General features: G+C 35.7%; 24 protein-coding genes. 2 read left to right on the top strand and 22 right to left on the bottom strand.

Annotation, left to right across the window (positions count from 1 at the left end):
* Nucleotides 1-19: 19 nt before the first annotated feature.
* The 12 genes from ACGHIN_RS06895 to ACGHIN_RS06840 form a co-directional block, all read right to left on the bottom strand.
* Nucleotides 20-1,780, bottom strand: a complete 1,761-nt coding sequence (locus ACGHIN_RS06895; protein ID WP_390452040.1) for a discoidin domain-containing protein — start codon at nucleotides 1,778-1,780, stop codon at nucleotides 20-22.
* Between the two features lie 21 nt (nucleotides 1,781-1,801).
* Nucleotides 1,802-2,827 carry a hypothetical protein gene (locus ACGHIN_RS06890; RefSeq protein WP_390452039.1) on the bottom strand — a complete coding sequence of 342 codons (1,026 nt, stop codon included), beginning with the start codon at nucleotides 2,825-2,827 and terminating at the stop codon, nucleotides 1,802-1,804.
* 42 nt (nucleotides 2,828-2,869) lie between these two features.
* Nucleotides 2,870-4,462 (bottom strand): NAD(P)/FAD-dependent oxidoreductase, encoded by a 1,593-nt coding sequence (locus ACGHIN_RS06885; RefSeq protein WP_390452037.1) that lies wholly within the window; start codon nucleotides 4,460-4,462, stop codon nucleotides 2,870-2,872.
* Nucleotides 4,437-5,954: a polyamine aminopropyltransferase gene (locus ACGHIN_RS06880; protein WP_390452035.1), complete on the bottom strand. Its 1,518-nt coding sequence runs from the start codon at nucleotides 5,952-5,954 to the stop codon at nucleotides 4,437-4,439. The genes ACGHIN_RS06885 and ACGHIN_RS06880 overlap by 26 nt, the downstream gene beginning before the upstream one ends.
* Nucleotides 5,947-6,162 (bottom strand): DUF350 domain-containing protein, encoded by a 216-nt coding sequence (locus ACGHIN_RS06875; RefSeq protein WP_390452033.1) that lies wholly within the window; start codon nucleotides 6,160-6,162, stop codon nucleotides 5,947-5,949. The genes ACGHIN_RS06880 and ACGHIN_RS06875 overlap by 8 nt, the downstream gene beginning before the upstream one ends.
* A gap of 10 nt (nucleotides 6,163-6,172) precedes the next feature.
* Nucleotides 6,173-6,367 carry a hypothetical protein gene (locus tag ACGHIN_RS06870; RefSeq protein WP_390452032.1) on the bottom strand — a complete coding sequence of 65 codons (195 nt, stop codon included), beginning with the start codon at nucleotides 6,365-6,367 and terminating at the stop codon, nucleotides 6,173-6,175.
* A gap of 8 nt (nucleotides 6,368-6,375) precedes the next feature.
* Complete coding sequence (locus ACGHIN_RS06865) at nucleotides 6,376-7,839, bottom strand: DUF4178 domain-containing protein (RefSeq protein WP_390452031.1); 1,464 nt, start codon at nucleotides 7,837-7,839, stop codon at nucleotides 6,376-6,378.
* Between the two features lie 3 nt (nucleotides 7,840-7,842).
* Entirely contained in the window at nucleotides 7,843-8,202 is a 360-nt protein-coding gene (locus ACGHIN_RS06860; RefSeq protein ID WP_390452029.1) for an S-adenosylmethionine decarboxylase family protein, read from the bottom strand.
* Nucleotides 8,203-8,229: 27 nt separating this feature from the next.
* Nucleotides 8,230-9,153 (bottom strand): citrulline utilization hydrolase CtlX, encoded by a 924-nt coding sequence (gene ctlX / locus ACGHIN_RS06855; protein ID WP_390452027.1) that lies wholly within the window; start codon nucleotides 9,151-9,153, stop codon nucleotides 8,230-8,232.
* A 73-nt stretch (nucleotides 9,154-9,226) separates the two neighbouring features.
* Complete coding sequence (locus tag ACGHIN_RS06850) at nucleotides 9,227-10,141, bottom strand: dimethylarginine dimethylaminohydrolase family protein (protein ID WP_390452025.1); 915 nt, start codon at nucleotides 10,139-10,141, stop codon at nucleotides 9,227-9,229.
* A 489-nt stretch (nucleotides 10,142-10,630) separates the two neighbouring features.
* On the bottom strand, nucleotides 10,631-12,781 hold the full coding sequence (locus ACGHIN_RS06845; RefSeq protein WP_390452023.1) for an outer membrane beta-barrel protein: 2,151 nt from the start codon (nucleotides 12,779-12,781) through the stop codon (nucleotides 10,631-10,633).
* Between the two features lie 79 nt (nucleotides 12,782-12,860).
* Nucleotides 12,861-13,922 carry a helix-turn-helix domain-containing protein gene (locus ACGHIN_RS06840; RefSeq protein ID WP_390452021.1) on the bottom strand — a complete coding sequence of 354 codons (1,062 nt, stop codon included), beginning with the start codon at nucleotides 13,920-13,922 and terminating at the stop codon, nucleotides 12,861-12,863.
* A gap of 106 nt (nucleotides 13,923-14,028) precedes the next feature.
* Here ACGHIN_RS06840 and ACGHIN_RS06835 point away from each other — a divergent pair, with 106 nt between their 5' ends.
* Nucleotides 14,029-14,424 carry a DUF1801 domain-containing protein gene (locus ACGHIN_RS06835; protein ID WP_390452020.1) on the top strand — a complete coding sequence of 132 codons (396 nt, stop codon included), beginning with the start codon at nucleotides 14,029-14,031 and terminating at the stop codon, nucleotides 14,422-14,424.
* A gap of 48 nt (nucleotides 14,425-14,472) precedes the next feature.
* Here the strand turns inward: ACGHIN_RS06835 and ACGHIN_RS06830 are convergent, their stop codons facing one another.
* Nucleotides 14,473-15,759, bottom strand: a complete 1,287-nt coding sequence (locus ACGHIN_RS06830) for a citrate synthase (protein WP_390452019.1) — start codon at nucleotides 15,757-15,759, stop codon at nucleotides 14,473-14,475.
* Between the two features lie 83 nt (nucleotides 15,760-15,842).
* On the bottom strand, nucleotides 15,843-17,135 hold the full coding sequence (eno, locus tag ACGHIN_RS06825) for a phosphopyruvate hydratase (RefSeq protein WP_390452017.1): 1,293 nt from the start codon (nucleotides 17,133-17,135) through the stop codon (nucleotides 15,843-15,845).
* A 201-nt stretch (nucleotides 17,136-17,336) separates the two neighbouring features.
* Between eno and ACGHIN_RS06820 the strand changes: the two genes are divergently transcribed.
* Nucleotides 17,337-17,771, top strand: a complete 435-nt coding sequence (locus ACGHIN_RS06820; protein ID WP_390452016.1) for a hypothetical protein — start codon at nucleotides 17,337-17,339, stop codon at nucleotides 17,769-17,771.
* A 52-nt stretch (nucleotides 17,772-17,823) separates the two neighbouring features.
* On the opposite strand, the gene rplQ is transcribed toward ACGHIN_RS06820, so the two are convergent.
* The 8 genes from rplQ to secY form a co-directional block, all read right to left on the bottom strand.
* Nucleotides 17,824-18,351: a 50S ribosomal protein L17 gene (gene rplQ / locus ACGHIN_RS06815; RefSeq protein ID WP_390452015.1), complete on the bottom strand. Its 528-nt coding sequence runs from the start codon at nucleotides 18,349-18,351 to the stop codon at nucleotides 17,824-17,826.
* 6 nt (nucleotides 18,352-18,357) lie between these two features.
* Entirely contained in the window at nucleotides 18,358-19,353 is a 996-nt protein-coding gene (locus ACGHIN_RS06810) for a DNA-directed RNA polymerase subunit alpha (RefSeq protein ID WP_121462203.1), read from the bottom strand.
* A gap of 33 nt (nucleotides 19,354-19,386) precedes the next feature.
* Nucleotides 19,387-19,995: a 30S ribosomal protein S4 gene (rpsD, locus tag ACGHIN_RS06805; RefSeq protein WP_121462204.1), complete on the bottom strand. Its 609-nt coding sequence runs from the start codon at nucleotides 19,993-19,995 to the stop codon at nucleotides 19,387-19,389.
* A 19-nt stretch (nucleotides 19,996-20,014) separates the two neighbouring features.
* A complete protein-coding gene (rpsK, locus tag ACGHIN_RS06800) occupies nucleotides 20,015-20,404 on the bottom strand; it encodes a 30S ribosomal protein S11 (RefSeq protein WP_002983263.1) in 390 nt (129 codons plus the stop codon).
* Between the two features lie 12 nt (nucleotides 20,405-20,416).
* Entirely contained in the window at nucleotides 20,417-20,794 is a 378-nt protein-coding gene (rpsM, locus tag ACGHIN_RS06795; protein ID WP_050020611.1) for a 30S ribosomal protein S13, read from the bottom strand.
* 9 nt (nucleotides 20,795-20,803) lie between these two features.
* Nucleotides 20,804-20,920 (bottom strand): 50S ribosomal protein L36, encoded by a 117-nt coding sequence (gene rpmJ, locus ACGHIN_RS06790; protein ID WP_007839480.1) that lies wholly within the window; start codon nucleotides 20,918-20,920, stop codon nucleotides 20,804-20,806.
* 63 nt (nucleotides 20,921-20,983) lie between these two features.
* On the bottom strand, nucleotides 20,984-21,199 hold the full coding sequence (infA, locus tag ACGHIN_RS06785; RefSeq protein ID WP_002983257.1) for a translation initiation factor IF-1: 216 nt from the start codon (nucleotides 21,197-21,199) through the stop codon (nucleotides 20,984-20,986).
* Nucleotides 21,200-21,202: 3 nt separating this feature from the next.
* On the bottom strand, nucleotides 21,203-22,268 hold a 1,066-nt coding region (gene secY / locus ACGHIN_RS06780), incomplete at its 5' end, for a preprotein translocase subunit SecY (RefSeq protein WP_390452011.1).

The following is a 22,268-nucleotide window of genomic DNA, read 5'->3' as shown; positions in this document are numbered from 1 at the left end:
ATTTCAAAGCGTTCTTTCATTATTCTGATTTTACAACTTCTGTTTTTTCCGAAACCCCGTTCGCATTGAAGGCTTCGATCTGGAAATAATAAGCATCTGTCCTGTCGGCTCCCGTAAAGAAATATTCATTTTTTCCGTACACCATAATGCTTCCATACATTTTATCCGGAGATTTGCCCCAATAAATTACGTAGCCATCAGCATCGGAATTTTGTTGCCACTTCATCCATATGCTTCTTCTTTCCCCATATTTTTTAGGATCAGCTCTTAAAGGAACAAAATTCTGAACTTTAGCCGGTTTATTTCCAGCTCCTTTCCCAAATACTCTGAAACCGCTTAACGCAAATTTTCCGGTAGGCATTTTCAGGTTTTCCATTTTCAGAAACCTTGCTTTTACCGGTTTTTCCAGCTCTATATAATCGTGTGGAACATCTTTGGTATTTTTACTTTTATCTACGATTACATTCCACTTCTTACCATCATTGGAGGCATAGATCTTATATTGGTGCATTTTCCCCATCGTTTTTCCTAAAAATTCTACATCCTGATCTGCATAGTTCACCTGAATGGCATTGATTGTAGAAACTTCCCCTAAATCCGTCTGGAACCATTCTCCTGAATTTCCTGTCTTAGCACTCCAGTACGTTTTGATATCTTCATCCACCGCATAATTAGAATGATAGCCTCCTAAAGTCGAAGATACCTGAACAGGCTTATTATAGTTCAACAGCATCCAGCCTGAAAAAAGTCCTTTGGTAAAGTCTTTTCCCTGAGCATATTGCGGAAGGTAGGTTGGATAATCTCCGTAAGCTGTATTGCAATACATGACATCATCCTTGTCAAAACCGGCCGGCCAGATACCTATTCTTCTTTCGAAATTATTTTTTGTTGAAATAAAAATAGTTGAAACATGCCACCAGTTTTTATAATTGTCCTCAAAGGTTGCCCCATGTCCTGCCCCTCTGGCAAAACCGCCTGGCTTGTAAGAAAACGGGTTGTGCTGCTGGTATTCAAATCCTTCCAATGGATTCTTACTCACATACACACCATCCGAATATCCGCTGAATTCTGTTGCAGGAGCTCCGTACTGCATATAGTATTTACCATTATGCTTGGTCATCCAGGCACCTTCTACGAAAGGCTGGAGAAAAACATTGTCATTGTATTCCCCAAATCTTTCCCAACCGTGATCTTCGGGCTTCAATTTAATAATGGGTTTCACGAAGCCTTCCGATTGTAAGTTTTTCACTTTTACTTCGGTTCCTAAAAGCGGCCATTCATTGCTTGACCCCCAATATAAATAAAGCTTGTTTTTATCTTCATCATAATGAAAAGCAGGATCCCAAGCTCCTACTTTTAAAGTATCCACGGCTATTTTCCAGTCGTCTTTTGTAGGATTCGTACTTTTCCAGATCGGGAAATCCTGCTCCCATGTTGACCCGAAAACATACAACGTATCCTTCATGGCCCAAACTGCGGGTGCGTTCAGATCATGGATATATTTATTATCCCTAAGGAATTTTCTTTTCACGAATTTCCAGTCCAGCATATCATCACTGTACCAATATCCTTCCTGATTGGTTGAAAAAAGAAACAGCTTATTTTTAAAATTTACGATTACCGGGTCTGCCGTAGCCCGGTGCTTCCCCTGTTTAGAAAACGATTCAAAAGGAGTATAACCGTAATCTATATTCACAGGGTTACAAAATGTTTTTTGCTGGGCATTAAGCCCTATTCCTAATAAAAAGGCTAATAAAAAAAGATACTTTTGCTTCTTCATATTTTTACTTTACGAACAAATTTAGTTAACTTTTTTGGGTTTACGCCAAATAAAGCCATCCAATAAATAATGTGTCAGTTGTGGAACAATTAATAATGGAACTAAAAACCGGATCCATTTTGATGAAACTTTAAAATCCAGTGAAAAATGTTCTCTCCATATCAAAACTTCCCATAAAAATTCTTCAAAAAAAGCAAAAATTAAAATTACTCCGATAAACAAGACAATACCAAAAGTTGATTTGAAAACGGCAAGTGTTCTTAATTGCTGAGATTCTTTTTGCTTAATTTCTCTAATGTAAATCAAGGCGATATATGGAAAACCATGTGAAACCACATTCAGAAAGGTAAAAACCAGATCATTATTAAAATAAACAATACCAAAATACCAAGAGGCATAGGTACCTATAATTAAAGCTAGTTTAGGTATATTAAATTGTCTCGTTTTAAAAATTTCAAAAACTGTTTTAAAGATCCAAACTGCTAAAATACTAAAGTATATAACCGTAATGAAATAGGTATAATCCGGAAGATTTTTCAGCCAGGTAAATTCATTTTCTACAAACCAAGTAAAAGCTCTAGGTGTTTTAAACCAATATAACATGGGATAGATTGTTGCGAAATATACAGCAACTTCATCTATTCTTTTGCTCCAGTTATTGGATTCAAAACGGGAATATATCCGCAAGAATCCGTATTGCTGCCTGATAAAGTGATATACTGCGATCAAAGCTAATACTGACCAGAATATTAAACTGCCGAACTGATATAAAACCAATCCCAACATCCAGCTAAAAGCAGGAACTCCCCAATACAAGAGCTTTTTATTTTGAACTTCTTCTCTAACAAAATAGGTTTTAAATAAGGTGGAATATACATGTCCCACATCCACAAAAACAATAAGAAATAGCCATGTGTAAAAGGAACGCCAAGTATCAAGTTCCTGAATCTGCTTTTGAAAAAAGAATATGATCAGTAAAACCCAAAATGGTGGTGAAAGTATGAACCACCAGTCTGTTTTTGCATTATGTATCCAGGGTTGTCTCATGTGGATATTTCTAATTTTATGTCATATATTATCCAAATGATTTTATATCATTTGAGCTGCGGTTCTGTATCCCTGATAAAATGCCTCTTCAAAAATAGAAATTCCCGAAAGATCAGTGTGCGCGAAAAATATTTTCCCATCAAGAGGTTGTTTCGCTTGTTGAGATCTTTCCCCTATTTGATTGGGTACCGGGGCAATCATGGCATGCCCTATTTTATGAAACTGCATTTCCAGAATGTATTCTTCTATTAATGGGTGAGCCTTCTTCAAATCTTCCAGAACCAGACTTTTAAGCTGGTCTTCTTTCATGGAATATAATTTCTTTCTCGCTTTTCTACAATCTCCTGTTGAAAAACTTCTATAATACGTGATCACTTTTTCACCTATGATCTGATCAACATTCTGATGTTGATCATAAATATATCCTAATCCTTCCGATCCGTAGATTACATTATCCCAGGCTAATTCTTCATCACCTCCAAATTCATTTTTTAATGTAATAGTAGCTAAAAGCCATGGAACATAATTAAATGAATCTGTCTTCCTATTTTTAAGGATTCTTTCATTAACAAACTGAGGTGTTGCCATTAAAACTTTTCCGGCAATGATTTTTTTTGTCTTTTTCTGAACATTATCAAAGCTTAAAACTTCAACTTTGTCATCTTTAATCTGAACATCAAAAACCAAATGATCAGGTAAATGTTTCCCTTCCGTATATTTTGAAAAGTGCTTTGTCAGTCTTGCATTTCCCTCCGGCCAGGTAAAAACCTGATCTTTATATTTTCTGCTCCAATTATTTTTTCTTCCTGCAAAATAATGGATCCCGGCCCAGGCGGAAACATAATCTATACCTAATCCATAGTCATCTTTGCAAGAATAATCCAATAACCAGAGTAATTCTTCTGATTTAAAATTTTCAGTGTCCAAAAAGTCTTTAAATAACATTTTTTCCATCCGAACTATATCAGGGTTTTCTTTACTTGAATCCTCAACAGGGATGGCAAACCAATATTTTCCCTTGGAATCTTTTCCTTCCCGGAATTCATCCATTCTTTTAAAAAACCTCTCCAGTTCATTGTGGGTTTCCGGAGAAATCCCTTTTTGCGGAACAATATCATTTTGCCAGGAATTTTTGTAGAATAACCGTTCCTGTTGTGGAAATGTCATTTGGTATTCATCTAAGATAGGCTCCTCATTTTTATCGTCGCCTGAATAAATTCCACATTCTTTCAAAAATTCTATGATCTCTGTATTTTCTTTGTTGGGCAATGGCAGATAATGTGCTCCTAAAGGGAATTTTGAAAATTGATTTTGTCCGTTCGAAGAATTTCCACCTAAATGGTTCTCCATTTCCAACAGCAGATAATCATTTTGATTACTTTGATTAAAAAACCTGCAAGCAGAAAGTCCGGAAATACCACCTCCAACTATTAAATATTCAATGTGTAATTCTTCTGTTGCCTTGGGAAAGTCTTTTGCCCAAAGCTGGTGTCCCAATATGTGATTAGTGCCGGTAATTTTCAAAAGCAGGGATTTTCCTTTCTTTTCACAATATTGCAAAAAAGGAAGCATAAGACTACCTAAAAACATCGTCTTAATGAAGTCTTTTCTACTGTACTTTACTCCACTCTTCATCAAAATAGCGAACTAATATCTGGTTATCCAATCGGTTAACTTCTATGGTATTTGTTTTCATGTCTTTATTAAAGTAAGCCATTTGCGAGAAGTTGAAATCATAAAATTTCAAGCCGGGAATTCGCCTATACAACCTATTGTTGCTAACTGGCTCAAAAGACGCCAAAGAAAATCCCCATTCTCCGAAAGACGGAACATAAGTATGATAGGCCGAAGTAAACGGGAATATCTGGTTAATGGTTTTTTCAATACACCAGAATGATTTTGGTGCAAAATATGGTGAGGTGGTCTGAACAACAATTTTTGTCTCAGGTGTTGCCAGCCTTTCCAACTCTTTATAAAATTGTAAGGAATATAATTTGCCTAAACTATAATTGGAGGGGTCTGGAAAATCTATAATAATAACATTAAACTTTTGTTTGCTTGCCTTTACCCATATATAAGCATCTTTATTAATTATTTTTATTTTGGGATCAGATAAAGCACTCTTGTTCAGCTGACGCATGGTTTCATTGTTTTTAAAGAAATTGGTCATTTCTCCGTCCAGATCAACTAAAGTAATATTCTTAACATCTTTATACTTCAACACTTCTCTCGCTGCGAAGCCATCTCCTCCACCTAAGATTAAAACATGATCGACCTTCTTTGCCATGGACATAACAGGATGTACTAAAGCTTCGTGATAGCGATATTCATCAGTAGAAGAAAACTGTAGATTATTATTTAAATAAAGGCGGAACTCACGGCTGTTCCTAGTTAAAACAATCCTTTGATAGGGTGAGCTCTTGGTATAGACTACATTTTCACCGTATAATTTCTCTTCAGAATAGGATAAGATCTTATCTGAAAAAATAAAAAGTCCTAAGAGGAGTACAAATGCCCCTATTGATTTTGTTCTTAAAGAAAATGGTTTTGTCAGCTCTTTTCTCAGGTAAAAACATAGAAATATGGCAATTGAGATATTGATCAAGCCAAAAAAAAGCGGTGTTTTTACAATTCCAAGATTTGGAATCAAAACCAATGGAAAAAGTATTGAAGCCAAAAGTGCTCCGATATAATCAAAAGCAAAAACATTTGAAACTAAATCTTTAAATCCTATCCTGTCTTTAAGGATATTCATTAAAAGTGGAATTTCCACCCCAACTAAACATCCTGTAAAAAATACAAACAGATATAACACAGTTTCAAAATGAGCTAAGGTATTGAACAAAATAAATAAAACCACAGAGCTTATTCCGCCAACAATTCCGACAAGGATCTCAATTTCTATGAATTTATCGATGAGATTTCCTTTGATGAATTTCGCCAGGTAAGAACCTACTCCCATTGAGAAAAGGTAAACTCCAATAATGAAGGAAAACTGCTTTACAGAATCGCCCAGCAGATAGCTTGCCAATGCTCCTGCCACCAATTCGTAAATAAGCCCGCAGGTTGCAATAACAAATACCGAAAATAGCAAAAGCAGCTCAAGAGGAATCCTCTTTTTATCCATGAATCGCTGCGCTTATAATAATTGATATCCCGATAATGAATGCTCCAAAAATAATTGCCAGGGCAATATTCTGATTTTTAACAATTTCCTGCCATGTTTTCTCCGGCGTTATTTTCTCAATGATTAAATAACAAATTAATAAAATGGCAAAGCCCAGAAATGCATAAATAATTGAATTCAATACTGGAAATAAATTGATCTTGTCCATAGTTTATTTTTTATTTGTGATAATATCTGTAGAATCCTCTCCCCGAGGTATGGCTCCTTGTTGTGCCGTCACGGTAGGTTTCTGTTTTAGCACAGTCGCAAAATTGATTTCCTGCATAAGTAAGATAAACAAACCCACTTAGAAACATTCCTCCGATCAGGCATAAAATCCAGTTTTCTTTTATATAAGTGAAAATTCTTGTCATAGCTTAGTTTAAGAATAAGGTGAATTGGAACTGTTGTTCCATTTTACAATGTTAAACTGACGTCTTCCAAAATAACAAACGACAACGAATATCACCATAAGAAGGAGAATAATTCCAAAGTTCCAGAATGAAACGGGGAACCACGTCGCTTTTATTTTAACAGAGCTGTTTTCAGGATTTGTGCTGGTTACTCCAGATAATAAACTGGCCGTTAAAAGTGAATCGACATCTTTATTTCCAAGAGTCTGGCGAACCAATTGTCCTATTGCGGTTGAATCTTTTTTTAAAATTTTCGCATCACCAAAAGCTACAGTTTCCATAGTCTTATTATTAGTAACATTAATGGTCCCATAAGAATCTCTGGATAATAATATAGCATTATCATCAGAAACATAACTTGCAGGTAAAGAGACTTCTAAAGGTTGTTGTTTTTCAGCTGAAATAATAAAATGATATTTTCCCGGTGCAACTCCACAAAAATTGAATTCTTCAGTCTGGCTGCCTTCACTCCAGCTTTCTCCGTCTTCAAATCCGGAATATCTTTCAATATCTTTTGAAGTATACACCACCTCATTAGTATTTTCATTGACCAGACCAATTCCTACATTAGCCCACGAATTATCAACATTAGAATAAACCTGAACTTCCAAAGGAGCTGATCCTCCTGAAAGCTCAAAGCTTTTACTTACCAATTCTCTATCCTTAACTTCTGTAAAATAGACCTCCTGTTCAAAAATGGTCTTATTTGTTCTGGATGAAAAAACATATAGCTGAAGCAGACAAATGAAAATGGCTGCTATACCAATAATATTAATGGCCTGCTGTACATTTAAATAAAATGGCTGTACAATCCCAATCCCGCTATAATTAGGCAGATTAGTAATGTTAAAGGCTTTTTTTATGGTGTATTTTGAAATATGGTGGCCGAAAAAATACTGAATTCCATCTGTTGATTTTTCTTCAGAGATCATTTGCGTTCCGTTTACATATTCTTTGTACGTTGAAATTCCCATATTCAGTTTTTCTTCAAAAAAACCTGCTGCTGCATGAATGTGACATTCTGTAGTCTCATATCTACGGTAGTTTATGGAATTGAACTCTAAAAGAATACTATTCCAAGACTTTCTTTTTATATCTTCCTTGTTAATTGAATGAAGGAAAACCCAATGCCCGTCACTTTCACTTAAAAAAGCATCCTTCCCTTTCTGGTCTTTTAAATAATATTCTCTCCAATATGTGTTGGAACCATATTTTCGAACGATGATCGCTACAACAGTATATTCAATAGTATTCAGAGTTCCTTTTTGTCCGACTTCGAGAACTACATTTTCAATAGGTTTTTTAAGAACTTTGGAGGGGGAGTTTTTATTAACATCTATAAGATTCGAGCATGATTTACATGCGTACTCTTCTATGGGAAAAGTAATATCATGCTTATTCTCGGTTTTACAAACAGGGCAAACGTAATACATTTTTTATCGATAAATCTTGTGTTTTTGAATGATATTTGCTTTAAAATACTGAATAACTTCTTCCGCAATTTGTTCTACTTTCGTTGTATTATCCTGAAGGTAATTACAAAGAAAAACATCAAATGTCAGTTGTTTAAATTCCGGCCATGTGTGAACACAAAGATGCGATTCTTTAAGGCATACTGCAGAAGTAAAGCTCTGGTTTTCAAAAATATGATTAGTTACTCCTACAATTTCCACCTCTTTATGTTCTAGAATCTTCTCTACATATTGCAAAAAACCTTCACTATCTAATAACAAATCTTCTGACCCTGTTTCCAAAGTCAGAAGTATATGCAAACCTTTACTGGTTAGTGATTCCAATGATTAAATATTTTGAAACAAATATATTTATTTTTTCGGTAAAAAAACTTCCGCCAACATACAACGGGCACTTCCGCCTCCGTTTACTTCGATCGTATTAAGATCAGAGTAAATAATCTCGCAGTATTTTTCAATATTGGAAACCTGTGCGGGTGTTAAAGACTGATAAGCTGTTTGGCTCATTACCAAAAACTTTTGTCCATCCTTATTCTGAACCTGTAGCATATTTCCTGCAAATTGCTGCATCTGCTCTTCTGAGATTTCAATAATTTCCTTCCCTGAGTTCTTGATGGTTTCAACTACCTTACTTCTTTCCAGCTCATCATCAATGCAATCTAAACAGATCACCACAAACTGATCTGCAACACACATCATTACATTGGTATGATAAATCGGTAATCTTTCCGAACCTACTGTTTGGAAGGAATGAAAAACAATGGGAGTGAAACCATATTTTTCACAGAATTTTTTGAACAACTCTTCATCTAACCTTAAAGAAACTGAGCCATAAGCAATCTTATTATCGTGATCGAAAATCATGCTTCCCGTTCCTTCCAGAAACTTCCCTTGTATTTCCGGGAAAGACCAGTCATCAATTTCTTTTACTTCAAAACCCTGGCTTTTTATATTTTCAATAATATCGTCCCTTCTTTCCACTCTCCTATTAGCTGCGAACATCGGATATAAAACCACTTTTCCGTCTTTGTGAAAGCTCACCCAGTTATTCGGGAAAATAGAATCCGGAGTATGAGGGTCCAATGTATCTTTTACTGTAATTACATTGATTCTTTTATTTCTTAGTTTCTCCACGAAATGATTGAATTCCTGCAACGCTTTTTCCTGAATATCGGAACCTTTCTGTTCCACCTGGAAATAATTATTTTCTGCTGTTTCAGCATTATAACCGAATGCAATCGGTTCTATCATTAAAACTGTATCTGTTGTTTGCATTGTTTTTAGATTAAAAATTAAAAGATTGAAAGATTAAATAATTCTCTCAAACCTAAAGCTCTCCGACAAAAAATTATTCTCTGACAAGAGGCATTGTAGAACATCTCAACAATCCCCCCATCTTGGAAATTTCACGGTAAGGGATTTCTTCCACTGTCATACCCCATTCATTTCTTAAGTGGTTGTTCATTCTGGTAAATGCTTTGTCTGAAACCACTACTTCCGGAGAAATAGAGAAAATATTCGGGAACATTTCAAACATTTCTTCTGCTGTAACATGGAAGCAGTTTTCTTCCCCAAAAATATCAATGATCAGGCGGTAATCGCTTTCGTCTACAAATCCGTCCTTATAAATAATACACTTATCTTTTCCTATAGGATTGAAAGTACAGTCCAGGTGAAGGATTCCTTCATAAGGTATTTTGTCATTTTTCTTTAATTCAAGATCAATGATCCTTTTTTTAGGAAAATATTCTTTAAGAATTTCTATAGCGTATTCGTTGGTTCTTGCCGTTTTATAGTTCCTGTAATCTTCACTGAAACATGTTCCGATGAAAAGGAAATCATCCCATACAATAACATCACCACCTTCAATATGTGCAGTTTCCGGAAGATTGATAATCTTTCTCCAGGCCACTTTTTCAAATACCCTCTTATACGCATCCTGTTCGTCTGCCCTGTCTGCAATCACATTGGAAATGATCATCTTGTCATCGATCACGAAAGCTACATCTCTGGCAAAAACCTGATTGTAATCTTTAATAATACTCGGGCGGAGTACTTCTACATCATATTTTTTAAGCACCGCTTCAAAAGCATCCATTTCATTAATAATATCTTCCTCTTTAGGATACATATTATGTTCTATGGAGTAATATGATTTGGCATCATAACTTTCCTCAAGAGTAGGCACCGGTCCCATGGAATTCGGTTGGCCAAGGACAACTGACTTTAATTTTCCTGTTTCGTTTTTAATGTTTAGTTTCATAAAGGTTTATGCATTGTACAAATATAAGTAAAGGTCTCTACTTGAAAAACTTTTGAAATATTTTATGTCCGGATTTATTTTTCAGATAAGCAGCTACAGTTGTTTTTGCCCTATTAATCCTTTAATGATCAATTATCCTTAAAAAAAGATCTATAAACTACTGTTAATTATCTATTTATAATTAAAAATAACATAAAATATCTGAAAATAAATTCATACATTAGTGATATAATTTTCATGAAAATTTAAAACTTAACTATTAACATCAAAAACATCAACATCATGAACAAGAAAAATCCGGTGCTAAAAAATGCACAAAAATTAGGAAGAGAACAACAAAAATCTATTTCAGGCGGTGTCATCCCTACAAACAGACGTTGCTGTGAATGGGACTTTGAAACCGGTGCATGTACACTTTGGACATGTGACAGATGTCAATGCCCATAACTAAAAGATAAAAAGCCTGCTTAGATTAAGCAGGTTTTTCTTTTATCTTGTTCTGTTTTCTTCTTCCGTTCTTTGTATTTCTTTTGTCTGATATTTTGAGCTTCCGAAGTTATAGCTTAAAGAAAAAATAAGCTTCCGGTTATCCCACCAGTGGGTAAAACGGTTATCCATAATTTCTTTATGTCTGAACTCCAATCGCTGATCATAGGTATCAAAAATATTATTAAAGCTGATTTTGGTATTCAAAGTATTATCTAACCATGATTTCTGAACCGAAATATCTACAGAATACCTGGGCTTTATAATGTATAAGCTGTTTCCAGTTTTGGATTCATAAACAGAATAGAGATTAACTGTATAGCCTTTCGGAAGAATAAAAACCTGATTGATGCGAATATCATAGTTGTAAATTTTCAGTGCAAAAACATCGTCAAGATAGGGCCTGAATTCATCATTATAATATGCGGCAATCTGGTTATTGGTATTCCACCATTTGGTAATTTTCACCGGAAAACTTGTTTCCAGTGTTGCAAATTTGCGGTAAGGAAGATTGGTACCCAAATATTCCAGAACATTGGTCTCAGGATTATAGATGGGATAACGAGTCATCACATTCTTTTCTTTTCCAATCGTAAAGCTTGTCACCCAATTTTTATATCGGTAAGTGGCTTTTACCTGACTGGTAAATGACGGCTGCAGATACGGATTCCCGATCCAGTAGTTCAATGGGCTGAAGTAATATCTGAAAGGATTGAGCTGAGAAAAGGCTGGTCTTGTTATTTTCCTGCTGTAAGAAAGAGATAATTCATGAGATGTATTGAATGTATATTGAGTACTAAAAGACGGCAACCATTCGAGATAATTTCTGCCAACAACAGAATCTACGGTTATTGCATCAGAGATACTTCTGGTATTTTCAAAACGTAATCCGGCATTAATCTGAAGCTTATCAAACTTTTGATTGTAAGCAATATATCCTGCAAAAATTTTCTCTCTGTACGAAAATTTGTTACTCCGGGTAGGGTCAAAAGTAAATTTATTACTTATGGCGAGGGTATCATATCTTATATTATTGTTGGTATGTGACCTGCTGAATTTAATCCCGGCTTCCAGATTAGCATTACCTAATTTTTGCGAAGCATCTAACTGGGCCGTATAAATATTAATTTTATTAATCAAATCCGATTTCCAATAAGACAGCAATTGTGAAGTAGGTGCATCTCTATTGATGAAGTCATCTTTCTGCTTGTTTTCCACCAAAAGATAATTTGCTAAAACACTCAGTTTGAATTTCTTGTTTTGATAAGAATAATCTGTAGCTACTCCATAATTATTCTGTGTATAGTCAATCGGGTTTTCACTTCCCGTATTGAAAATCATCTGGGTTTGATCACTATTTGTAGTGTATAACATTCCTGAGCGGCTTCTGTCATGTTCCCGGAAATTGCTTCTTATATTCAAACCCAATCTGTTTTTATTAATTCTGTAATCGATTCCCGCCTGAATATTTCCTATTTTAGCTTCATCCTTTTGATAGGTGCTCGTACGCATTACATTGGTATTGGCTAATCTCTGCAAAGCATTATACCGATAGGTTGAAACCCCATTATTATACCCTAACTGTAAACTATAGGCTACTTTTTCCGTATTGTAAGAAACATTCACAGAGTTTTCCCTGTAATTGAATTTATTAACGGACATGTTTCCATTATAACTTCCTTTTAATCCCAGATTCCCGTTTCGTTTTAATCTGATATCTATAATCCCTTTAAATTCCGCATCATATTTTGATGACGGGTTGGTATTTATTTCAAGGGATTCTACCATTTCGGGGGATAAAGATCGCAAATAAGCCTGCAATTCCTGAATGCTCATGACAACAGGTTTTCCATCGATAAAAACTGCCGGAGCAACTCTTCTTCCCATTAATATTCCATCTTCCTGATCCACTGTAACACCGGGAGTTTTCTTTAAAACCTCAAGAATATTGACAGATGTTTTAAAGTCTTTATTTCCCGACACATTAACAACCATGTTCCCATCATTTAATTTCACATTCCTCGAGGTAGACTGTATCACTACTCCGGAAATGGTTTGTATAGAATCTTTTGGCCGTAAAGAATCGGTTTGTTGTGATTTCGCAAAAAAGAATAAAAATAGTAGCAGGATAAAAATCCATAATCTGATTATCATAAATTTAAATTTTATGATATCAAAATTATCAGGCGCTACTAAAAATCAGGTTTTGAAATATAAATTCCGAAGTACAGAATTATAAATTAGAACCCTGAAACCTAGTTTCAGAAGGAGTTTGCGATTGTTTATACAACAGAGGTGTCGTATTTTTAATTTTCTTGAACGTTGAAAAAAAAGTAGACTTTGAATTGAATCCCACTTCATATCCGATTTCTTCAATCTTTAAATAAGAATTGGCTTCCATCAATGCACAAGCTTCACTGATCCTGTATTCATTGATATATGTGGAGAAGCTTTTTCCTAAATTATCATTTAATAATTGTGAAAGCTGGTGTGCCGACATATTCATTTTTGATGCCAAATCGTTCAGTTTCAGATTGGGATTTTTATACGGTTCCTCAGTGTACATCAGCTCTTCCAGTTTTGAAACAAAGCTGTCTGCTTTTTCTTCAGAAATCTTTTTATTGGAATATTTATTAACATCTTTAGACGTTATAGGCTGATATTTTTTGTTAAACAAAATCAAAAAATTAGCATACAGCACAAATGAAAAAACAAGGCTGCCTCCCGCACAATAAATCTGAACCCAACCTGTAGAAATAAGCTGATACGCCAGAAAAATGATCACATTACTGAGTAAAACAGGAAGAATAAATTTATTCGGGTTCTTTGATTGCTTTTTTGAAAGAACATAATACTGGTACACTGAAGCAAAAACAAAACCTGACCAAACCGTATAAACGAATGTTGCAAAATACCTGTCCCAGGTAATAGGAAAAAGCAGGTATAAAACTCCTACAATGGCTAAAATACCTGTCAGAATCCCGAAGGATTTCCGGCAGTCTCTTAAAATAAACTGTTCTTGTAAAAAAGATGACCGGACATAATAAAATAGAGCCGGTCCGGTAAAAAATAAGGCCGCCAAACCGAAATTGGGAATTATTCTTGGCCAATCAGGATAAAAATAAATACATACAGAAATCCCTACCCTTAAACTTAGAGTCAATAAAATCAATCCCAAAAAGAAATCCGGAATGTTTTTCAGCTTTTTAATAAACAACAAATAAATTCCCAGCAAAAGCCCGTTAAAAGCCCCTACTGCACTGAAGAAAAATAACATTTGTTGTCCAAAACTCATTATCGACTGATTTACAAGGTAAAATTAACGAAAAATATATTCCGATTTCAGAGATTGCTTATTTAAATGATATTAAAATTTTAAATTTGAGCTAAAGTTATTAATCATGAAAACGCCTACAAAGAATCAGGAAGTCACTCAGTTTTTAGATGGATTGGGTCATCCTTTAAGAAGTGAAATTGAACTATTAAGGTCTGCTATTTTAGAATCTTTAGAAGATTTGGAGGAAAATATAAAATGGAACGGTCCCAATTACAGCTTTCACAATGAAGACAGAATTACTATGAAAATACAGCCCCCAAAACAGATTCAGCTGATACTCCATCGTGGGGTACAAAAACTAGAGCAACCTGAAAACCGGTTGATTGATGACAATTCCGGCCTCTTAACATGGAAAGAAAATGACAGAGCCATTATCAGTTTTAAAAATATTGCAGAAATTGAAAATTCGAAACCTGATCTCCATATGATTATTCAAAGTTGGATTTCTGCTACCAAATAAAAATCCCAAAGCAAGCTTTGGGATTTTTTATATGTAAGTAAACAAAGATTATCTGTTTGCGATATCGATATAATCTCTTTGCTGAGCTCCTTGGTAAACCTGTCTTGGTCTTCCGATCGGATCTCCTTTTAATCTCATTTCTTTCCATTGAGCGATCCATCCCGGAAGTCTTCCTAATGCGAACATTACGGTAAACATTTCTGTAGGGATTCCTAATGCTCTGTAGATAATTCCTGAATAGAAATCTACGTTCGGATATAGTTTTCTTTCTACGAAATAATCGTCTTCAAGAGCTACTCTTTCTAACTGCATGGCAATATCAAGAGCTTTATCCTGGATACCTAAAGCGTTAAGGATGTCATCTGCTGCTTTCTTAATGATCTTCGCTCTTGGGTCAAAGTTTTTATACACTCTGTGTCCGAATCCCATCAGACGGAAGTTATCGTTTTTATCTTTTGCTTTCGCAACATATTTAGAAACGTCTCCACCATCTTTCTCAATTAATTCAAGCATTTCGATTACTGCCTGGTTTGCACCACCGTGAAGTGGCCCCCAAAGCGCAGAAACCCCTGCAGAAATAGAAGCGAAAAGACCTGTATGAGCAGAACCCACCATTCTTACTGTAGAAGTAGAACAGTTTTGCTCGTGGTCAGCGTGAAGGATCAGTAATTTATCTAATGCATCTACAACTACCGGATCGATTTCGAATTCTTCGTTTGGTAATCTGAATGTCATTTTGTAGAAGTTCTCTACATAGTTTAGGCTGTTATCTCCGTGGTTAAGAGGTAACCCCTGAGTTTTTCTGTAAGTCCAGGCGCAAAGGTGAGAGAATTTAGCAATCATCAATTCAGCAGCGTGGTCCATTTCCTCTTTAGAGTTTACGTTAACAGCTTTAGGATTGAAAGCCGTTAAAGCGGAAGTTAAAGAAGATAAAACTCCCATAGGGTGTGCAGAGCGAGGGAAAGCATCAATGATTTTTTTCATCTCCTCTGCTATGAAGTTATAGTTTTTGATATTGTTTTCGAAAGACGTGTACTGATCCTGAGTAGGTAATTCACCGTGCAATAAAAGGTACATTACTTCTGTGAAGTTAGATTTTTCAGCAATCTGCTCGATTGGATAACCTCTGTAGAATAATTCTCCTTTGTCTCCGTCTAAATAAGTGATTTCGCTAAGGGTTGCTCCGGTGTTCTTGTATCCTAAATCCAGAGTGATTAAACCTGTCTGGTCTCTTAATTTTGAAATATCTATCCCTCTGTCTCCGATAGTACTATCCACGATTGGATATTCATATGAATTACCGTCGTAATTCAATATTACTTTGTTGTCTGACATTTATTTATTTTTTTTCTAAATATACTACTTATTGGAAAATACGGCAAACAAAAATAATCGCTTGCCGTTATTTATAAATTCAATTATCTTTTTACTTTAAATGCGTCTAATCCTGGGAAAATGGCAGTTTCTCCAAGAGCTTCCTCGATTCTCAAAAGCTGGTTATATTTTGCCATTCTGTCTGATCTTGAAGCAGAACCTGTTTTGATCTGCCCGCAATTCATGGCTACTGCCAAATCAGCAATCGTAGCATCTTCAGTTTCTCCTGATCTGTGAGACATTACAGAGGTAAATCTGTTGTTCTGAGCCATTTGTACAGCTGCCATTGTTTCAGAAAGAGAACCGATCTGGTTTACTTTTACAAGGATTGAATTCGCAATTCCTTCTTTAACTCCTCTCGACAATCTTTCAACGTTGGTAACGAATAAATCATCTCCTACTAATTGTACTCTGTCTCCGATTTTATCCGTCAACATTTTCCATCCTTCCCAGTCGTTTTCCTGCATACCGTCTTCGATAGAAATAATCGGATATTTAGCTGCTAATTCTGCCAAATAAGAAACCTGCTCACTGCTGGTAAATTGTGCGGCATCCGGAGTCTGGAATTTTCTGTAGTCATATACTCCGTCTTTATAGAATTCTGAAGCAGCACAGTCTAAAGCTAACATGATATCATCACCTGGCTTATAACCTGCTTTTTCAATTGCCTGAAGCAAAGTATCCAAAGCATCTTCAGTTCCTTTGAAAGTCGGTGCGAAACCTCCTTCATCACCTACCGCAGTTGATAAGCCTCTTGAATGAAGAATAGATTTTAAATTATGGAAGATTTCAGTTCCTTTTCTTAAAGCGTGAGAAAAAGAATCTGCTTTTACCGGCATGATCATGAATTCCTGGAATGCGATCGGAGCATCTGAGTGAGACCCACCATTAATAACATTCATCATCGGAACCGGAAGTGTGTTTGCATTGACACCTCCCACATATTTATAAAGAGGCATTCTCAATTCAGTAGCAGCAGCTTTTGCAGCAGCTAAAGAAACTCCAAGAATAGCGTTTGCTCCTAAATTTCCTTTGTTACTGCTTCCATCAAGGTCAATCATGATCTGATCTAAAAGATTCTGATCAAAAACCGGCAGTCCAACTAATTCCGGAGCAATTACTTCTCTTACATTCTCAACAGCTTTCAGAACACCTTTTCCTAAATATTCGGAACCTCCGTCACGTAACTCCACCGCTTCGTGTTCTCCTGTAGATGCTCCCGAAGGAACAGCAGCACGTCCCATTGCACCACTCTCTGTGAATACATCTACTTCAACAGTAGGATTCCCTCTCGAATCCAGAATTTGTCTTGCTTCTATGTAAGAAATGTAACTCATAATTTTTTCTCTTTTTAATAAGCGACTGGTTTGATCAGCAGCTATTTAATTAATAATTTACTTGAGTCACAAATTTAATGAAAAAAGTAGAGTGATGAAAACGTATACTTTAATATTTCGTAATAAAGAAGCAAAAAATTCTATAAGTTTTTATTAATTTTAATCAAACAAAATTTACATTCAGATAACCCCAGAAAGAATATGAAAAAAGAATTTCTAATAGCGGTTTCACTGATTTCTTTTTCTCTTGTAAGTTGTGGAAAAAGTGAAAGCGGAAACAAGAGCACCATTAAATTGGAAACCTTAGAAACAAAAGTGGTTGATAGCAATGGAACCGTGGATACATTAACTTCCGGTTCATCAACATCAATTGTCAATGGGAATAAGACGGAAACAAAGTCTTCTATCTATAAAGCGGTAGATGGAACACTGGTAAAAGTGATCTTCACGGAGACCCCTAAAGAAAGTACACTTGCTATTACCAGCAATAAGAAAACTTTCACCCTACCTAAAATAAAATCAGATGCCAAAGAAACAATTTACCAAAAGGACGATATGAAAGCAACTGTAAAAGGAGACAGTTTAATTCTGGACCAGAATAACAACATTATTCAGCTGGTGAAAACTAAAATCTAATGAATAAAAAAACCGTTCATTCTGAACGGTTTTTTATATATCTGAAAAAGTCTTATTCTTCAGTTTTCTCTTCAGTAGAATCAGCTGCTTCTGCCTTTGGCTCTTCAACTTTTTCTTCTACTTTTGGAGCTTCAGCAACTACAGTTTCAGCTTTTTTAGCCGTTGTAGATCTTCTGCTTCTTCTTGTCGCTTTTTTCTCTTCAGCATTAGGATTGTAAAGCTCGTTGAAATCCACTAGCTCGATAAGAGCAGTATCAGCAGCATCACCTGGTCTGAAACCTGTTTTGATGATTCTTGTATAACCACCGTTTCTTTCAGCGATTTTAGGAGCTACAGTTCTGAACAATTCAGCAACTGCTTCCTTATTTTGAAGATATGAAAAAACAACTCTTCTATTGTGTGTAGTATCTTCTTTTGCTTTTGTTAATAGAGGCTCAACATATACTCTTAAAGCTTTAGCTTTAGCTACAGTAGTGTTGATTCTTTTATGCTCAATTAGAGAACAAGCCATATTAGAAAGTAAAGCACTTCTGTGAGAAGCTGTTCTTCCTAAGTGATTGAATTTTTTACCGTGTCTCATTATTAATTATTTATCAGCGTCTAACTTATATTTTGCAACGTCGAAACCGAAGTTAAGACCTTTTGAATGCACTAATTCTTCTAGTTCTGTCAAAGATTTTTTACCAAAATTTCTGAATTTCATCAAATCAGACTTACTGTAAGAAACCAATTCTCCAAGAGTTTCTACTTCAGCTGCTTTCAGACAGTTAAGGGCTCTTACGGAAAGATCCATATCTGCTAATTTAGACTTAAGTAGTTGTCTTGTATGAAGAGTTTCCTCGTCATATTGGATAGATGCTTTCACCGCTTCAGTTTCAAGAGTGATTCTCTCATCAGAGAACAACATGAAATGATAAATTAATATCTTAGAAGCTTCTGTTAAAGCGTTCTGAGGACTGATAGATCCATCAGTTTCTATATCTAATACAAGTTTTTCGTAGTCTGTTTTTTGCTCTACACGATAATTTTCAATGCTGTATTGTACTTTCTTAATTGGCGTGAAAATAGAGTCGATCGCAATAGTACCTACCGGTGCATTGTTTGACTTATTTTGTTCTGAAGGAACATATCCTCTACCTTTTTCAATATTGAAAGTAATTTCGAAAGTTACATCACTGTTTAGGTTGCAGATCACCAAATCCGGGTTCAACACCTCAAATCCGTTGATAGACTTCCCTAAATCTCCAGCAGTAATAACCGTCTGACCTGAAACCTTAGCAACTACCTGCTCATTAGCCTGGTTTTCTGCTACAGCTTTTAATCTTACCTGCTTAAGGTTAAGAATAATTTCGGTAACGTCTTCGATTACTCCTGGAATAGTTGAAAATTCGTGCTCTACACCTTCTATTTTGATAGATGAAATAGCATAACCTTCCAGAGAAGAAAGCAACACTCTTCTCAAAGCATTACCGATTGTAAGCCCGAAACCTGGTTCTAGTGGTCTGAATTCAAATTGACCTCTAAATTCATCAGAGTTAAGTAAAATTACTTTATCGGGTTTTATGAATTGTAAAATTGCCATATTATTGGGTTGAGCAAAAATTTGATTAAAAAATTATTTAGAGTAAAGTTCGACGATAAGCTGTTCCTTGATGTCTTCCGGGATTTGGATTCTTTCAGGAGCAGAAACGAAAGTACCTTCTTTCTTCTCATCGTTGAATTGTAACCACTCATAGTTTGCTTTAGAAGCTAATGCATTGGTAACCACTTCAAGAGACTTAGACTTTTCTCTTACAGCGATTACATCACCAGCTTTTAGCAAATAAGATGGAATATTTACTTTCTCTCCGTTCACAGTGATGTGTCTGTGAGAAACCAATTGTCTTGCAGCAGATCTTGTTTTAGCAAAACCTAATCTGTACACTACGTTATCCAATCTAGATTCGCAAAGTTGTAATAGAACTTCACCTGTTACACCTTTGCTTCTGTGTGCTTTGTCGAATAAGTTAGCAAACTGTCTTTCTAAAATACCGTAAGTATATTTAGCTTTTTGCTTTTCAGCTAACTGAACTGCATATTCAGATTTCTTAGCACCTCTTCTTTTGTTAGGACCGTGTTGTCCTGGCGGTTGGTTTTTTCTTTTCTCGAAGTTTTTGTCATCTCCGTAGATTGCAGCACCAAACTTTCTAGCAATCTTAGTTTTAGGTCCAATATATCTTGCCATAATGGGTAAATTCTAAAAATTAAACTCTTCTTCTTTTTGGTGGTCTACATCCATTGTGCGGCATAGGCGTCACATCAATGATTTCACTAACTTCAATTCCTGAGTTGTGGATAGATCTGATGGCAGATTCTCTACCTGCACCAGGTCCTTTTACAAACACCTTTACTCTTCTTAACCCAGCTTCGTGAGCTACAGCAGAGCAATTTTCAGCTGCCATCTGAGCAGCAAATGGAGTATTCTTTTTAGAACCTCTGAAGCCCATTTTACCAGCAGAAGCCCAAGAGATCACCTCTCCGTTTTTATTTGTTAAAGAAATGATGATGTTATTGAAAGAAGCCTGAATATGTGCTTCCCCAATAGCTTCAACTTTTACTTTTCTTTTCTTAACTACTTTAGTTTGTTTTGCCATAATTCCTAACGATTATTTACTAGCTTTTTTCTTGTTAGCAACAGTTTTTCTCTTTCCTTTACGGGTTCTAGAGTTGTTTTTCGTTCTCTGGCCTCTTAAAGGTAATCCTAGTCTGTGACGTATTCCTCGTTGGCATCCTATGTCCATCAATCTCTTGATGTTCAATTGCACTTCAGATCTCAATTCTCCTTCTACTTTGATGTTTTCAGAGATGTATGTTCTGATGGCAGCCAATTCATCGTCATTCCATTCGTTGACTTTCTTATCTTCGCTGATACCGGCAGCTTTAAGGATTTCTGAAGAAGTACTTCTTCCGATTCCGTAGATGTAAGTTAAACCGATAACGCCTCTTTTGTTTTTTGGTAAATCAATACCTGCAATTCTCGCCATAATTTAATGTTAGCCTTGTCTTTGTTTAAATTTTGGGTTCTTTTTGTTGATTACAAACAGTACACCTTTTCTGCGTACAATCTTGCAATCAGCGCTTCTTTTCTTAATTGATGCTCTAACTTTCATTTGAAAATATTTATTTTTTAACAAGAGCCAAATGGAGATCCTGGGATTCCATTTGGCATATGTTTAATATCTAAATGTAATTCTCCCTTTAGTTAAATCGTAAGGAGACATTTCTAGTTTTACCTTATCACCAGGTAAAAGTTTAATATAATGCATTCTCATTTTACCGGAAATATGTGCAATAAGGATATGCCCATTTTCCAGTTCTACACGGAACATGGCGTTCGAAAGTGCTTCCACGATCACGCCATCTTGTTCAATATGTTTTTGTTTCGCCATAAATTAATATCCAGTCGTTCTTGATAATTTAGACTGCATTAAGCCATCATAATGATGGTTCAGCAGATACGTATTAATCTGTTGAACAGTATCTAAAATTACTCCAACCATAATCAATAGTGATGTTCCCCCGAAAAATAGGGCGAACGCATCTGTCTGAACAAAGCTTCCATGTACAATTGCTGGAAGGACTGCAAAGATAGACAAAAATATTGCACCTGGCAAGGTAATTTTTGATAAAATATCATCTAAATAATCAGCAGTGTCTTTTCCTGGTCTTACTTTCGGTACCAAACCTCCGTTTCTCTTCAGATCATCGGCCATTTGGTTCACCGGAATGGTAATTGCAGTATAGAAAAATGAGAAGATAATAATGAGTAGCGCAAACAATACGTTGTATTGCCAGCTAAAAACATTCTTGAAACCTGCAAGAAAAGTATTAGACTCATCGAATTTCGTTAATAAGCCCGGAACGAACATCAATGCCTGAGCAAAGATAATTGGCATTACACCGGCTGCATTAACTTTCAATGGGATCCATTGTCTTGCTCCCTGCATAAGATTTCTGTTTACACCTCCTCTTGCTTGAGCTCTGCTTACATACTGAATAGGAATTTTTCTAACAGCTACCGATAAGATCACTGCTAAAAGAACCACCAACATCCAGAATAATACTTCAATAAGGATCATGATAGATCCCATTCCTCCTTTTCCGTTCTGAACTGCCATTTCCTGTACGAATGCTTCCGGTAATCTTGAAAGGATCCCCACCATAATCAGGATAGAGATACCGTTTCCGATACCTTTGTCGGTGATTTTTTCACCTAACCACATTGCGAATACTGAACCAGCAACCAAGATTACAATACTTGGTAACCAGAACATAATAGAATTTGGTTCTACAAAGTATGCAGATTGGAACTGAGCATACGGTAAGAATAATTGAGTAATAGAAGTTAAATAAGAAGGTGCCTGTACTAAACAAACTCCGATCGTTAACCATCTAGTAATTTGATTCAATGTATTTCTACCTGACTCCCCATCTTTCTGAAGTTTCTGAAGATAAGGA

Origin of the sequence: Chryseobacterium barbadense (genome assembly GCF_042849955.1) — a bacterium.
GTDB lineage: Bacteria > Bacteroidota > Bacteroidia > Flavobacteriales > Weeksellaceae > Chryseobacterium.
This window is presented reverse-complemented; position numbering and strand designations above follow the sequence as displayed.